Annotated in this window: 12 protein-coding genes; 1 reads left to right on the top strand and 11 read right to left on the bottom strand. The window is 71.3% G+C overall.

Features of this window, described 5'->3' with window-relative positions:
* Positions 1–167 precede the first annotated feature (167 nt).
* From FHU30_RS25925 to FHU30_RS25915, 3 genes are all read right to left on the bottom strand, one after another.
* Complete coding sequence (locus FHU30_RS25925; RefSeq protein WP_253879200.1) at positions 168–1418, bottom strand: cytochrome P450; 1251 nt, start codon at positions 1416–1418, stop codon at positions 168–170.
* A gap of 40 nt (positions 1419–1458) precedes the next feature.
* Positions 1459–2859 carry a GH39 family glycosyl hydrolase gene (locus FHU30_RS25920; RefSeq protein WP_253879199.1) on the bottom strand — a complete coding sequence of 467 codons (1401 nt, stop codon included), beginning with the start codon at positions 2857–2859 and terminating at the stop codon, positions 1459–1461.
* 607 nt (positions 2860–3466) lie between these two features.
* A complete protein-coding gene (locus FHU30_RS25915; RefSeq protein WP_253879198.1) occupies positions 3467–3685 on the bottom strand; it encodes a hypothetical protein in 219 nt (72 codons plus the stop codon).
* Positions 3686–3806: 121 nt separating this feature from the next.
* Between FHU30_RS25915 and FHU30_RS25910 the strand changes: the two genes are divergently transcribed.
* A complete protein-coding gene (locus FHU30_RS25910; protein WP_253879197.1) occupies positions 3807–4619 on the top strand; it encodes a GntR family transcriptional regulator in 813 nt (270 codons plus the stop codon).
* A gap of 86 nt (positions 4620–4705) precedes the next feature.
* On the opposite strand, the gene FHU30_RS25905 is transcribed toward FHU30_RS25910, so the two are convergent.
* The 8 genes from FHU30_RS25905 to FHU30_RS25870 form a co-directional block, all read right to left on the bottom strand.
* A complete protein-coding gene (locus FHU30_RS25905) occupies positions 4706–5080 on the bottom strand; it encodes a hypothetical protein (protein ID WP_253879196.1) in 375 nt (124 codons plus the stop codon).
* On the bottom strand, positions 5077–7257 hold the full coding sequence (locus FHU30_RS25900) for a hypothetical protein (RefSeq protein WP_253879195.1): 2181 nt from the start codon (positions 7255–7257) through the stop codon (positions 5077–5079). The genes FHU30_RS25905 and FHU30_RS25900 overlap by 4 nt, the downstream gene beginning before the upstream one ends.
* Before the next feature lie 2 nt (positions 7258–7259).
* The gene (locus FHU30_RS25895; RefSeq protein ID WP_253879194.1) at positions 7260–8762 is read right to left on the bottom strand and encodes a lipopolysaccharide biosynthesis protein; all 1503 of its coding nucleotides are present in this window, start codon (positions 8760–8762) and stop codon (positions 7260–7262) included.
* On the bottom strand, positions 8759–9592 hold the full coding sequence (locus tag FHU30_RS25890; RefSeq protein ID WP_253879193.1) for a polysaccharide deacetylase family protein: 834 nt from the start codon (positions 9590–9592) through the stop codon (positions 8759–8761). The genes FHU30_RS25895 and FHU30_RS25890 overlap by 4 nt, the downstream gene beginning before the upstream one ends.
* Entirely contained in the window at positions 9589–10662 is a 1074-nt protein-coding gene (locus FHU30_RS25885; RefSeq protein WP_253879192.1) for a glycosyltransferase family 2 protein, read from the bottom strand. The genes FHU30_RS25890 and FHU30_RS25885 overlap by 4 nt, the downstream gene beginning before the upstream one ends.
* Complete coding sequence (locus FHU30_RS25880; RefSeq protein WP_253879191.1) at positions 10659–11747, bottom strand: GNAT family N-acetyltransferase; 1089 nt, start codon at positions 11745–11747, stop codon at positions 10659–10661. Before FHU30_RS25880 ends, FHU30_RS25885 begins: the two co-directional genes overlap by 4 nt.
* Positions 11744–12886: a glycosyltransferase family 2 protein gene (locus FHU30_RS25875; RefSeq protein WP_253879190.1), complete on the bottom strand. Its 1143-nt coding sequence runs from the start codon at positions 12884–12886 to the stop codon at positions 11744–11746. Before FHU30_RS25875 ends, FHU30_RS25880 begins: the two co-directional genes overlap by 4 nt.
* Positions 12887–13286: 400 nt before the next feature.
* Complete coding sequence (locus FHU30_RS25870) at positions 13287–14720, bottom strand: maltokinase N-terminal cap-like domain-containing protein (RefSeq protein ID WP_253879189.1); 1434 nt, start codon at positions 14718–14720, stop codon at positions 13287–13289.
* Between the last annotated feature and the right edge of the window lies 1 nt (position 14721).

Here is a 14721-nt window from a genome sequence, read left to right as displayed (position 1 = left end):
GCGGTTCGGGGCGATACGCGGGGGCGATTCGCCAGGGCGATTCGCCAGGGCGATTCGCCAGGGCGATTCGCGGGGGCGATGAGGCGTCCCTAGCCATGCCCTGAGACTCCTAGGCCATGCCCCGAGAATCGCCCGTCTCACACCGAAATCGGACGGAACCGCGGAAGTCAGCCCCAGGTGTAGGGGAGACGCGTGATGCCGTTGTCGAAACTGGAAAGCAAGTACTCCGGCTCACCGGACGCGCGCAGGCCCGGCAACCTGTCGAACAGCTCACGCAGCATGATGCGCAACTCCATGCGCGCGAGGTTCGCCCCAAGGCAGAGATGCGGCCCCGGCCCGCCGAACCCGACGTGCGGGTTGGGGGAGCGGGTGATGTCGAACGCGTCCGGATCGGTGAAGACCTCCGGGTCGCGGTTGGCCGCCAGGTAGAACAGCACGACCTTGTCGCCCGCCCTAAGCGCATGCCCGTTCAGCTCATAGTCCGTGGTGAGGGTCCTACGGAACTGGATGATCGGGGACACGTACCGGACGAGTTCCTCGGCCGCCGTACTGATCCGTTCGTCGTACTCAGCCAAGAGCAGGTCGCGCTGGTCAGGATGGTCGGTGAACAGCTTGAGCCCATGCGCGAGCGCGTTCCGCGTCGTCTCGTTCCCTGCCACTAGCAGCAGGTCGAAGAACGAGCCGAGTTCCTTCACCGACAGGCGCTCACCGTCCGGGTTGGCGTTGACGAGTGCCGACACCAGGTCGTCCGTCGGGTTCTGGCGGCGTGCCTCACCCAAGCGTGCGACGAGCCTATGCAGATCGACGATCGCCTTGAGATTCCCTGCGAGAAGCCGCATCGTGCGCGGGCTGGCCAGGGAACCGCGCACGCCGGAGTACTCCGTCATGGCGTCGATCCGCGACAGCACGTACGGGCGCTTCTCCTCCGGGATGCCCATCATCGAGCAGATGACGTGGATCGGCAGGCGCGCGGCGACCTGCTCCACGAAGTCGCCCGGACCGTCCTTGATGACGTCGTCGACTATGCGCGCGGCCGTGGCGCGGATGTCGTCCTCGATCCGGGCGAGCATCTTCGGTGTGAACGCGCGGAACACGATGCGCCGCAGACGCGCGTGCGCGGGATCGTCCATGTTCACCATCGGCGTGCCGAACACCTTCGCCAGCCAAGGCGGAGGCTCGGGGGACGTCGCCGCGGGCTCGCTGGAGAACACCTTCGCGTTCCGGCTCGCCTCCACCACGTCCGCATGCCGGACCAGCGCGTAGAAGCCCTTTCCTGAGCGGACGAGCGGGACGCGCGGTTCGGCGAAGAACACGGGCGCGCCGCGCTCGCGCAGGCGCGCGAAGTCCGCGAGCCGTTCGCCGGGCGGACGATCCCAGAACGCGATGTCGACCAGGTCGATACCGGTGGCGAGCGTCATCGCATACCCCCTGCGTCCCCCGCGTCTCCTGCGCCCGATCTCACCGGGTCGCCCATCTGACCTCGTAGGGCGCGAGGTCGAGTCCGCGGCCGTCCACCTGGGCCGAGACGGGCCGGCTGCTCGTGTTCACGATGACCATCTCGTGCGCCTGCGCGAGTACCCGCACGGACGGGTCGGACGACCGCACGTCCACGAGTCTGGTCCCTGGCGGGAACCAGTGCGCGAAGTTCTGCAACATGACCAGGTTCGGCGTTCCGCCGCCGCCCTGCGCCGAACCGAACCACAGGCAGCCGGGGCAGTCGGAGTTGGTGTTCGTCTGCGGGCTCCAGTAGAGGGCGCTGGACGCGCCGCCCTTCACGAACTCCATCATCGCGGCCGACAACACCGCGCCCCTGTGCTCGTCCGTCCATCCCGAACCATCCGGCTCGACATACCACTCCGCCCACCACACGGGCAGTTTCGGATCGAGCGCGCGCAGCCATTTCGTGGTGTCGGAGAACTTGCCGAGCATCTGGAACTCGTCCACCTTCGAGTCCTTCTGTTGCGGCAGTGAAGAACCGTCCACGGCAAGGAAATCGGCACCCGCTTTGTGCTTCGACCAGTACTTCACCGCATCGAGCCCGCGCTGGTCCATGCTTCCCCACGCGCCGCGCAGCTCGGACGGCGGACCAGTGGCCCTACCTGGGGCGTCGCTGTTGAGGACGATGTACGGGCCACCGACCTGGATGTCTGGGTCCACCTTCTTCAGTGCCGCATAGACCTTGTTGTAGAGCTTGGTGTAGCCCTCGTAGTCCCAGCGGTTCGCGCCGTTGTTCCAGAAGCCTTTGAACTCGTTCCAGACCGCGTAGTACTTCACGTCCGGATAGCGCCGGGCGACCTCCGCGGCCAGGTTCGCGAAATCATCGAAATGCCGCGGTTGGACGGCGTCCTCAAGGTGCGTCCAGTCCGTCTGGCCCGCGGCCCCGCCCTTCATCCAGTCCGGCGAGCAGCACAGCGTGACCACCGGCGTGCCCTTCGTCTGCCGGATCACGCCCATCCGCCGGTCGAGCGAGGCGAAGTTGAACTGTCCCGGGCTCGGCTCCGGGTTGTCCAGACCCCACCCCATGATCGGCGTGACCTGCGGCATCGGCTGCCGCGCCAGGTCGCTGAGCGCCTGCGCGGGTCCCTGCTGGGTGTCGACCGTGACCTGCGTGTGCGTGAAGCCCCACGCGGGCCAGCCCTCCGGCGCGCCCGGCGCCACCCTGGACGCCGCGCCCGCCGGCGTGGACGGCCCCGGCCCCAGACCGCCCGCCCCCCACCCCATCAGCCAGATCACCAGCGCGGAGGTCAGCACGCCCGCGATCGCCGCCACGACCGCCACCGCGACCGTTCCCCGGCGGCGCCTGCGCCCGTGCTTCCCGTGCCGTCCCCGGAACAGCGCGGTGCGTCCCGTTTCCCCCACGTCATGGGTCCGCGACCGAACTTCCACGTGCGCCTCCTGTGATCGGCGTCATCCGCGCACGACTGTTAGAACGCCACGCGCAAGGACCGGGTTCGTCCCGCCCCCCATTCGGCCGGTCACAACTGCCTAACCGCTACGCCCCCAACCCCGGAACCCCCACGAGTACGACCCCCCCTGCGCCCCCTGCACGACCCACCACCTGCCCACTCACCCCCAAACCCCCGCATCCTCCGCGAGGACGGAGCGGGTGACGGGGGCCCCGGGAGCGCCCCGCACGCGCTCCCGGGGGTGTCCGGGCGGACGGGTTCACCGCTTCCCCGGACGTCGCGAGGGATCCGTGCGACGGGAGAAAGCGTCGGTTCCACCCCGTCCCGGAGGAAGAATCACTCTGCGCAACCGCACGGACGGCACGACTTCTCGTTGGGGTCGCGCCGATGTGCCATCCGTGCGGTCACGTCGTTCTGGCCCGCGAGGTGACATCCACCCCACCGACCAGGGCTCCACTCCTGTGTCACCTGAGCGCCACAGGTCACTGTCGCCGCGGCATGGCCGATCCCGGCCCGCCCCCGAGGACGGGCCGGGCCGGCCGGCGCCCCCGCGGCGGCCCTCACCGCTCGGCCCCGCCCCGGCGGGACTGCTCGGCGAGGAGCTCGCGGAGGCCGCCCGAGTCGTCGGCGGCCACGGTCATCGCATATCCGGCCTGGAGTTGGGCGTCGGTGAGGTCGCCGCTCCGGGTGGCGTACCAGCGGCCCGCGTCGCTGCGCCACACGAGCCAGCCCGGATACTCGCGCTCGATGGCCGCCTTCAGATCCTCGAAGTCGCCCATCAAGGTCGTCCTTTCCCCGGGGCGGCTGTTCTGTATACAAAAGTCTTACTCGGTCGAAGAGGTGTCAAGCTGTCCGTAAGAGGACCGTCCCCTCACGGACAGTGCCTAGGGAGGTGAGCCCGTGCCCGAACGCCCGGCCTACCTGCGCATCGCCGACACCATCCGCGACCAGATCCGCTCGGGCACCTATCCGCCCGGGTCCCGGCTGCCCACCATGCGGGACCTCGGCGACCGGTACGGCGTCTCGGAGATCGTGGTCCGGCAGGCGTTCGCGCTGCTGCGCGGGGAGGGGCTGATCGAGTCGCGGCGCGGCGCGGGCACCATCGTGCGGCACGCGCCGCCGGTGCGCCGCATCGCGATGGACCGGTACCGCACGTTCACCGCGCCGGTCGCGACGCCGGCCACGACCTTCACCCACGACCAGCGGATCGGCTGGCGGGAGTACCGCCTGGACCGCGAGTTCACCCGCGCCGCCGCCACCCCCGACCTGGCCGCCCTGTTCGAGCTGCCGGTCGGCACCGAGCTGCTGCGCCGCCGGTTCGTGTTCTACGCGCGCGGCGACCCGCAGCAGATCTCCGTCAACTACCTCCCGTGGGACCTGGTCGCCGAGACCCCGGTGTCGGATCCCGCGCGCGAGCCCTGGCCGGGCGGCACCCTCGCCCAGCTCGCCTACCTCGGCCACCCGCCGACCCGGGTCGAGGAGTCCGTCGGCGCGCGCATGCCCACGCCCGAGGAGGCCGAGACGCTCGGCATGGCCGCCGGCGTCCCGGTCTTCACCATCACCCGGCGGATGATCTCCAGGGACCGGGTGATGGAGGTCTGCCGCGACATCGTCATCCCCGCCGACCGCGCCGTGCTCGACTACGCCATCGACCTGGACGCCCGTCCGGCCGACCTGGACACCCGCCCCAACGGCCACCGCGACACCAGCTGACCGCCACCCGCCCCGCCACCCGTCCGCGCCCGCCCGTCGTGCCGCGCGGCGCGAGGCGGGAGGGGACGGGCCGGCGCGGCGGGCGGTCAGTCCTTGAAGAGCCAGTCCTCGTCCTCCTCCTTGTCGCGGCGGGGGAGGGGGAGGTCCTGGCGGGTCGTGGCAGGGGCGTGCGGGGGCGCAGGCTCCGCGGCGGCGGGCCCGTCCGGACGGGGTGGACGGCCCGGTGGTCGGTGGACGCGGCTCAGGGCCGCCAGGACGGCGCTGAGCAGCAGCACCGCGAGGACGCCGTGGAGCGGGGTCCAGGCGTCCGCCATCAGCATGACCTGCGCCGTCCCCGCGAGGACGGCGAAGGCCCCGGCCAGAGCGGCGACCAGGCGGCCCAGCGGGTCGAGGCCGGGCAGCAGCAGCCACCACGCGGCGGCGGGCGCGGCGAACAGCAGCAGCGCGAGCGCGAGGCTCATGAGATCACCACGAACCTCTCGACGATCACCGCGACGACGCTGAGGAACAGCGGGATCGCGAGCACCGTCAGCGGCCGCAGCCGCCACAGCCCGCCCGGCGGCAGCCGCAGCCGGCGCAGCTCGCGCGCGAGCAGCACCCCCAGCAGGACGGGCAGGTAGATGAGGCCGGCCGGGGTCCACGGCGACGAGCGCAGGCCGAGGCCGGACGACCTCGGCACCGGCGGGTCCGGCTCGGCCGGGGGCTGCCGCAGCCGGTACACGGCGGCGTCCCGGTCGGACACGACGGTCTCGATCCGCGGGTCGGCCGCGAGCGCGGCGCGCATCTTCGGCGCGAAGTCGGTGGACAGCCCGGCGGTGAGGACCTGGAAGTCCTCGTGGCTGCGGGTGGTGACGAAGAACCCGCCCGGCCCCTGCTCGCGCAGCCGCTGGATGATCTCCGACAGGTCGGCCGGGTCGCTCCGGTTCGCGATCACCGGGGTGTAGTTGAACCGCTCGAACTCGCGGTACGACCAGGGCATCACGGGCGTGCCGCCGACCAGGTCCGGATTGTCGGCGCTCATCCACACCACGCCGATCACGCCCTTGGTGCGCTGCGTCATGACGTCGAACGCGCGGACGTCGCTCGGCCGCACCTGCTCGTACTTCTCGTTGCCGTAGCGGACGGTCAGGAACCCGGCGACGAGCAATAGCGAGAACACCGCCGCCGCCGCGACCGCAGGCCAGTGCCTACGCGGCCCGGCGCGCAGCCAACCCAGCCTCATGCGCACGCGCGGGTCGCGCACCGGCGGCGCGTCGAACGGCGCGGGGAAGAACAGGTAGGCCACCAGCAGGCACGCGGCGGGCAGCATGAAGAAGTAGATGCGCAGCGCGATCTCACCGCCGTAGTTCTGCAGCCCGAACGAGGAGAACGGCACCAGGAGCAGGACGAGCGCGACCCGGTCGTCAATGCCGCGCGCACGCCGCCGCAGCAATCCCAGCACGGCCAGCCCGACCACGACGACCGCGATGACGATACGCAACTGCTGGACGTCGGCGGTCTGCGGGCTGGTCTGGCTGATCCGTCCGCCCGTGCTCTGCTGGACGTTCTGGAACACGTTGCCCAGCCCGCCGAACAGCTCGCCCTTGCGGCTGGACCAGTAGCCGACCGTCATGAAGCTGACCCACGCCGCGTACACGACGCCCGCGATGAACGGCAGCCCGCGCAGGCTGCACCGCCGGACCAGCACCAGGCCCGCGCACGATGCGGTCATCAGGAACGGCGTGAGCTGGTGCGCGGCCGTGCCGACGAGGATCAGCAGGAACAGCAGGCAGAGCAGGATCGTCCGATCGCGGACGGTCGCGTTCGGCGCGGGCAGTTCGCCTGGGTCTTTGGGCCCGAACAGCCAGTTGTAGACGCGCCACATGCCGCCGGTGCGCTGCGCGGTCTCCGGCGAGCGGCGACGGCCCGCGCTCTGCGTCGTCTCGTCGTGGTGGCGGAACCAGTTCACCAGGATCGCTACGAAGAACAGGTAAAGCAGGTAGGCGAACGCCTGCGGGGAGAGGTAGTCCTGCCCGACCCAGTTGGCGGCGATGAACAGCCAGGCGGCGAACCACTTCGCCCGCCACGTCGCCCTCAGCACGCGCAGGATCAGCATGTAGGGGACGAGGTACATCAGATCGGTCAGCGGCGGCGCCCATTTCAGCAGCGGCGAGATGTTGTTCTGGCCGACCGCTTTCAGCATGAAGCCGACGAAGGCGAAGAAGCCGGGCGTGCTGAACCGGGCGTCCAGATCCCAGCTGACGGTGTGGGTGCGCCCGATGTACTCGGTGAACCCGGCGGTCTGCCACGCCGTCGGGAACCGCGCCTCGGGCTCCAGCGCCTGCGCGACGCCGTGCAGCGTCGCGATCAGCACGAGGATCTGCGCGACCAGCAGCACCCGGTGCGGGCGCGGCAGTGCCAGCGTCAGCAGGAACGACAGGACGATCACGGCCGCGCCGGCGAACGTCGCGACCGGTAGCACGCTGACCAGGCCGTACCCGTTGATCGCGTCGAGGTCCACGTGCCGCAGCGGCGTCCAGAACAGCGCGGTGCCGAAGACCAGCAGCGCCGCCGCGGCGAGCGCCGTCCCCCGGTCGGCCGCCTCGGGAGGGCGCGGCGCGTTCCGGGCACGCTCGTCCGGTTCCTGGCGAACCGTCATGCTCAACTGATATCCCGCCCTCCGCCGGCGGGGAAGACGCCGACCGGCCCGACCGGCCCGCCGCCACCCTCCAGCCCGCCGCCCTCCAGCCCGCCGCCCTCCAGGCCGCCGCCTTCCGGGCCGTCCAGCCCGCCGCCTCCTGGGCTCCGCGGCCGGTCTTCCGGTGCCCCCGGACGGGACGGGGGGCCCGCACCGCGTATCGCGCGCACGAGGCCAGGCAGGACGAGGAGGGCGACAACGGCGTTCACCGCGAGGATCGCGAGACCGATGACGGCCAGGTGGTGCGGGTCGATGAGCGGGAACAGCAGCGCCAGGACGCCCAGGAACCGGGCCGCCTGCAACGCCGCGATGAGCCGGGTGCGGTTCTCCACCCGCAGCACGCCGATGTAGAGCTCGATCAGCGCCTTGGGCAGCACCGCGATGGCAAGGATCTGGAGGAGCGGGGCACCGCGCGAGGCGTATTCATGCCCGAAGAACGCCAGGCCGAGGGGTGCGCCCACGACGACGACGAGGACGACCGGCGGCAGCAGCGTCAGCGTGCGCCGCAGTGCCGCGCGCGCGGACGAGGCGAGCCGGTCGGTGTCGAACGACCCTTCCACGGTCAGCGACATCGACAGCGTCAGTGCGAGCAGGTCCAGCATCATGCCGAGCGCCCACGCCATCTGGAAGTAGGCGTTCGCATCCTCGGCGAGGTGCGCGGCGACGATTACTGGGATGAGGCTGATGGAGGCGTACTGGAACGCGCCGCCGAGGTATGCGCCGCCGAGGTAGGACCAGATGTCCCTGTAGGTGGGGCGCGGGCCGCGGCCGTAGTTCTCCGCGCGGTGGCGCGGTATGAGCCGTCCGAAGATGAGGTAGCTGACCGGGACGAGCGCCACCAGCACAGGTACGAACCAGGACAGCGTCACACCGTTGCTAGGGAACGACGTAGCCAGCGCTACCAGCAGCACGAGTTTCGCTAGCCCGAACGCGACGTTCACTACCGGAACCCAGCCTGCGTGCCGGAGCCCGGTGAACACGCCCTCCTGCTGGTTCCACAGGTTCCACGCGACGGCCATGACCAGGAACCACAGCGCCGAACGCCAGTCATGCAGGTGCCGGAAGGACGGCCCCCACCACGACAGCGTGCCGAGGAACCCGAGCGCGAGCAGCGCCGCGGCTGCCGCGCCCGTCCCGTAGCAGGCCAGAACCAGCGCGCGTGTGTGCCGGGCCGTCTGCGGGACGAACCGGATCAGCAGGAAGTTCAGCATCGTGACGCTGCCGACGAACATGATGGCCTGGATGACCGCCCAGTTCCGTCCCATGTCGGCCGGTGCGTACAGCTTGGCGCCGAGCGCCCAGTAGCCGAGCCCGAGCAGCCCGGTCAGCCCGCCGTTCACCACCAGCGCGTACGCGTTGCGGAACAGCGGGTTCGACAGCTCGCGCCGCAGCCACCCCGGCCCGCGCCCCGCGCCGTCCACCGGAGGGGCGGCGGCGTCGGCGCTCGCCTCGCTGGAGCTGGTCATGACCGTTCCCCGGCCGGCGCGTCCCGCTGCGGGACGAGGGTGCGGCGGAGCGCGTAGCGGGTGCGGCGGACGACGGCGTAGCCGCGGGTCAGCGCGCGGTCCTTGAGGAAGATCAGGGGGATGTCCCTCCCCTCCACGACGCGGGCGAACGTGCCGGGCCCGGTCGTCGCGCGGATGGTCAGCCTCGGGACCGCGAGCGGGTCGGCGGCCCCGGCCGCCATCCGGTTGGCGACCGCGCACGCGGTGTCGTACCCCGCTTCGCGCGCCATCCGACGCACGCGCGCGCTGGAGTAGCCGAACGGATAGGCCATCGTCCGGACGGCCCGTCCGAGCCGCTCTTCCAGCAGCCCGCGGTTGCGGACCAGCTCCTCGCGCAGCGCGCGGTCGCCGAGCTGGTCGAGCTGCGGATGGCTGTGGCTGTGCCCGCCGATCTCGATGCCGTGCGCGGCGGCCTCGGCCACCTGCGCCCACGAGAGCATGCGGTCGAGCGGCCGTCCGGCGGCGTCGCCCCCCGCGTCCGCGAGCCACCCCGTGGTCACGAACAGCGTCGCCGCGAACCCGTGACGCTCCAGAACCGGCAACGCGTTCTCATGGAAATCGGCGTACCCGTCATCGAACGTGATGACCACCGGCCGTTCATGAGCATCGCGCCCACTGCGCAAAGACATGCCGTCTTCGAGGCAGCTGGAGAACGGTATGGGGTTGTAGCCGTGGGCTGCGAGGTGGGCCATCTGGTCGGCGAACGCGGCGGTGGGGACCGAGAGCGCGCGGGTCCCGGGCGCCGGGCGGTCGGTGACCGAGTGGTACATCAGGATCGGGACGGCGGTCACTGGGCGGGTTCCTCCCCGTTGGGACGGGCGGCCGCGCTCGGGGCGGCGCCCGTGGAGCGGCGGGCGGCGTACCTGCCGACGGCGTAGCCCCAGGCCGTCCACGCGAGTCCGACCGTGATGGCGGAGGCGCGGCCGAGCCCGGCGAGGTCGCCGCGGCAGGCGTCGCCGAGGCCGCGCAGGGCGCCTCGGGGAAGGGTGCGCAGCGCGTGCGCGCGCTCGCTGGCGAGGCCGTCCTGCGTGCCGACGCTGCGGGTGACCAGGGCCTTCGACAGTCCTTCGGCAAAGCAGCGTTCGCGGAAGTAGGAGAACCGGGCGCGTTCGGCCGGGACGCGGTGCCAGATGATCGCTTCGTCGTCGAGCAGCAGTTCGGATTCGGGGCTTCGCTGCCTCAGCCTGATGCAGAACTCGGTCTCCTCACAACCGAACGGCCTTCTGTGGATACCGCGACCGATTCCCGAGTTGAACCCCCCGGCGACCGGGAACATCTCCCGCCTGAACGACGCGTTGCCGCCCATCAGGTTCCGTACAGGCCCGGCTTCCAGCCCCCTATAGGTGCAGCCGACCGTCCAGTCGAACTCCTCGGGAAACCAGCGCGGACGGGTTCCGGTGGACGCGGGCACAGGATCGGCTACCAGATCCGACGACGGCGTGGACCCCGGCCACATGGGCAGGGTCATCCCTCCTACGCCCGCGACGTAGGGATCGGCGTAGTGCCGGGAGAACGCGCGCAGCCACATCGGCGCGGCAACGGCGTCGTCGTCGAGGAAGGCCACCACGTCCCCCTGCGCGACGGCGACCCCCGTGTTCTTCCCACCCGACAGGCCCCGCTCCTCGCGGTTCTCCACCACCACGACGTCCGGCAGGGACGCCTTGAGCCGCTCGTATAGCGCGGGGTTGTGGTCGATGACGAGGACGATCTCCTCGGGCGCGAGCTCCTGCGCGCGCACGGAGGCGACGGCCGCGTGCACGTCGTCCCAGCGTTTCTCGGTGAAGGCGCAGATGACGACCGAGATGCGCGGCCCGCCGTCCAGGGGTTCGAGAGGCGGAACGCTCCGAAGGGGGTCGGTCACCGGCTCCGCCCCCTCAACTTGGCATAGGTCTTAAGGACGCGGTCCGCCCGCTTGTAGAGGGCAGGGTTGTCGAGGACGGCTCCGCGCGCCTTGTTCAGCGGCGTCGCGCGCATCCAGTGGACGCCCGCCCCCGCTGCGGCGCGTGCGACGCGCCCCTCGGCGATGGGGATCTCGCGTCCCTTGAAGCCTTCCTTGAACTCCTTGCCACCGCGTCCCATGGCGATCTCGGAGATGCCGTTGAGCGTGCAGCCCTCGGCGAGGCGCAGGTGGCCGATCATGCCGGGGGAGTACTTGCCGAACCGGGTGTCGTAGGCCGGGAACCAGCCCGCCATGACACCTTCGTTGCGCAGGCCGAAGTGTGCGGAGACCGGCTCGTCGCCTGCCCACAGGACGCTCAGCACACCGAAGCCGGTGCGGTGGAAATGCTCCACCAGGGAGACGATCCACGCGCGCGCGAAGCGGTCGGTGCGTCCGGTCCGGTTGTACTGGTCGGACTTCCAGCCCATGAGGCGGCGCAGGTCTTCGGGGTCATCCGAGGAGAACTCAAAACGGAGTGCGCCGACATCGCGGCCGAGCTTGCGTTCCTTGTAGCGGATCGTCTTGTGCGTCTTGGGAGCGGCCCTCCGCATCTCCTCCTCGAACGCGGCGAACCCAGCGCCGAGGTCCATCACGGGCTCGACCCGGCGGACGGTGTGGTGCGGCGCGAACGTGCGCTGCGCGGCGAGCAGGTGGTCGAAGTCCCACACCGCGAGCCCGCAGGCCCGCAGCAACGCGCGCGCGTCGAGGGCGAGGCCGGGCGGCGCGACCATGCCCTGAAGGTCGGTGAGGCCGAACCCCACCGGATGCCCGATCCCCAGGGGGCCGCGCTCGAACGGGAAGAAGGCCGCGATCTCTCCGGCGTCCTCGACGACGGCCACCAGGACGTCCACCCGGCCGGGGCCCTCGCGGCGGAACCGGCCGACGCCGAGCGTGAACTCGGGCGCGAGGAAGGGGTTGGTCAGATCGGGGTGGGAGCGCTGCAGCACGCGCCACCGCCCGATCTCGGCGGCTCCGAGATCGGACGGGCGGACGACGGAGATCCTCACTCGGTGCCCGTCCGGCTGAGCGCGGCGGACCGCCAGGACAGCCGCACATGGTCCGGGACCGTCTCCTCCGGCGACACGGCCGCGCACGCGGACGAACCTGCCGCCGACGCGCGCCCGGACGAGCCGGCCGCCGTGGCGCGCCCGGACGAGGAGGCCCCTGACGCACGCGCGGGCGAGGCGGCCGCCGCACGCGCGGAAGAACCCCCGGACGCGCGCGCGGACGAGCCTGCCGCCGCGCGCGCGGACGAGCCCGCCGGGACGGACGCGGCGAGCGCGCCCGGCGCGAGGTGCTCGGCTGCGGGCAGCCGCGTGGCGGTGCCCTCGGCGCCGAGCGGCCCCGCGAAGCGGAGCCGGACCATCGTGCGCAGCACGCGCCAGCCGTCGCGCCAGGTGTTGAGGTTGGACACCCCGTGCCTGCGCTCGGTCTCGTGGCTGGCGATCTCGGCGATGCGTAGGCCCGCGCGCACCGCGTTGACGCACATCTCGGTCTCGATCTCGAAGCCGGTGGAGCGCAGCCGCAACCGCTCGACCGCGTCGCGGTGCAGCGCGACGTAGCCGTAGCACAGGTCGGTCCAGTGCTGCCGGTAGAGCCGGTTGGCGAGCCAGGTCAGGGCGCGGTTGCCCAGCCGGCGCAGGCCCGTCAGGTCGTCCGAGCCGCCCCCGCAGCCGTACCGCGTGCCCTTGACGAACTGGTAGCCGCGCCGCAGCAGCGCCAGGAACGCGGCGAACTCCTCGGGGTCCATGCTGCCGTCGGCGTCCAGCATGATGACCATGTCACCGGTGGCCGCGGCGAGCCCCTCGCGCATCGCGGCGCCCTTCCCCCGGGGCGGCTGCGACAGGAGGCGGACGGCCGGGTGCGGGCCGGGCAGGAGCGAGTCCCGCTCGTAGCCGGCGGCCAGCTCGCGGGTGCCGTCGGTGGACTCGCCGTCGACGATGACGATCTCGTCCAGCTCCTCGTTGGCGTACAGCCGCGGCAGCAGCCATTCGAGGTTCTCGCGCTCGTTGAGCGTCGGCACGACGGCCGTCACGGTCCGCCATCGCCGGCCGTGGTCGGTGAGGTTCACGAGGTTGCCGCCATGGGTTCCGGCGGCCGCTCTAGGCACATCGTCGGCGCGGGCCGTGGGATGGGAGGTTGACATGGGAGACCCCGTAAGTAGGTGACGTCCTGGCCCTTTTAGATGCCAGGTGCGCCCATCATGTTTGGAGGATCCGCCGGAGCACTCGTTTAAGTTGCGCAGGATCGCCTACGCACCTGGTACGGCTCCGGCAGGTAAGGGCATCATCACGGATTGCTGCGCCGGACAAATGGCGGTAAAGCCGCCGTACCATCACATGTGACCTGGCCAGATCCGGCCAGATCGATCTCGGTCACGGAAGCATAAAGATCATTTTCGGACGGCGCCCGCACCGATTATGGCCGGAATTCTCTTCCCTTCCCGGATGTCCGCATCACCGTCCGCGAATGGTCTGGGAGAAGGCTGGGAGTGCCCTGGGGGAAGGCTGGGAGCGCCCGGGGAGATCATTCCTTTCCCCGGACGATCATTCCGTGAGATGCGCGAGTGATCGCAGGGGGACGGGAAGCCACGAGGGCCGGTTGGCCGCCTCGTACCGCACCTCGTACACCGCCTTGTCGAACTCCAGCGCGCGCAGCAGCGTCTCGTGCGCGCCGGGGTCCGGGCCTCCCGCGGACGCGTACCCGCGGCAGAACGCCGCCCGGTTGCGCGCCACCCACGCACGCGCGCGCTGCTCCAGGTCCCGTTCCGCCTCCGGCGGCGTGTTCGGCCCGGCCGTATGCAGGAACCTCGCCGCGTACTCGAACGAGCGCAGCATGCCCGCGACGTCCCGGAGGGGATGCGACGCCTCCCGCCGCTCGTCCGGGCTGCGGGCGGGCTCGCCCTCGAAGTCCAGCAGCACCCAGCCCGACTCGGTCCGCATCACCTGGCCCAGGTGGTAGTCCCCGTGGACGCGCTGGACCGGCAGCGGACGCGTCCACTCGGCCAGCGCCGCGAACGCCGCGCCGATCACCTTCGTGAACGGCTCGATATCGGGGACGTCCGCGCGCACGCGTTCGAGCTGCGCGCGCATACGAGCGGCCATCGTGCGCACGTGTTCCGGCGGACGCTCGGCACGGCCGAACGCTTCGGCCAAGTCCTGATGGACGGTCGCGGTCGCCTCGCCGAGCCGTTCGGCCTCGGCCGCGAAGTCACCGCCCGCCGAACCGACACCCTGGTCCGTGCCGAACACGTGCTGCGGCTGTGCGAACCAGTCGCGGACGCTGGTGACGGCGAGTTTCCAGCCGTCCGTCCCTGTGCGCAGGTACTCCGACAGGAGGGCCAGCGTCGTCGCGTCCGAGCCGTTGGCCTCCAGCTCCACCCAGCCATAGACGCCCGGGACGTGGGCGCAGCCGAGCTTGGTCAAGGCCAGGTTCACTTCGAGATCCGGGTTCACGCCGGGGGAGAGCTTCCGGAACAGCTTGCAGATGTACTCGTCCCCGAAGATGAGCGAGGTGTTGCTCTGCTCGGCCGTCGCCACAGCGGGCATGAGGCTCGTGTCCAGGTCCACCCCCGGCGCGCGCCGGAACCGGAGCGGCCCTACGACCGCGTTGTCCGCCATATAGGTGAGGAGGCAGCGAGCCAGTTCCGGGTCGTGCGCGGCGTCGAAGGCATGCGCCGCGTCCTTGTAAGCACCCGTCCCTCCGTGCGCGCCCGCGTCGAGGGCGAGCCATCCGACCTCCGCCGGCCGTATCCGCTCGGGGAGGTCCCGGCGCAGGCCGAGCAGCAGCTGGTACTGCTGCACCTCCCCGTCCTGCCGGACGTCCAGCACCAGGTGGTGCAGGCCCGGATCGCCGGGGAGCAGCGCGGTCGCCGTCCCGATGGTGATCTCGCGGATCGGACGGTCCTTGCCGGCGAACCAGCGCTGGGCGGGGAGCCACTCGGCCAGCAGGTCGGCCAGGGAGGGGACGGAGGGCCGCACG

Origin of the sequence: Actinomadura rupiterrae, assembly GCF_024172125.1 — a bacterium.
In the GTDB taxonomy this organism is placed as follows: Bacteria; Actinomycetota; Actinomycetes; order Streptosporangiales; family Streptosporangiaceae; genus Spirillospora; species Spirillospora rupiterrae.
The sequence above is the reverse complement of the archived record's forward strand: the minus strand, read 5'-3'. Positions and strand labels throughout refer to the sequence as shown.

Coding starts and splice junctions, on each gene's coding strand:
- FHU30_RS25925 (WP_253879200.1), bottom strand. CDS start 1,418: ATGACGCTCGCCACCGGTATCGACCTGGTCGACATCGCGTTCTGGGAT.
- FHU30_RS25915 (WP_253879198.1), bottom strand. CDS start 3,685: ATGGGCGACTTCGAGGATCTGAAGGCGGCCATCGAGCGCGAGTATCCG.
- FHU30_RS25905 (WP_253879196.1), bottom strand. CDS start 5,080: ATGAGCCTCGCGCTCGCGCTGCTGCTGTTCGCCGCGCCCGCCGCCGCG.
- FHU30_RS25900 (WP_253879195.1), bottom strand. CDS start 7,257: ATGACGGTTCGCCAGGAACCGGACGAGCGTGCCCGGAACGCGCCGCGC.
- FHU30_RS25895 (WP_253879194.1), bottom strand. CDS start 8,762: ATGACCAGCTCCAGCGAGGCGAGCGCCGACGCCGCCGCCCCTCCGGTG.
- FHU30_RS25875 (WP_253879190.1), bottom strand. CDS start 12,886: ATGTCAACCTCCCATCCCACGGCCCGCGCCGACGATGTGCCTAGAGCG.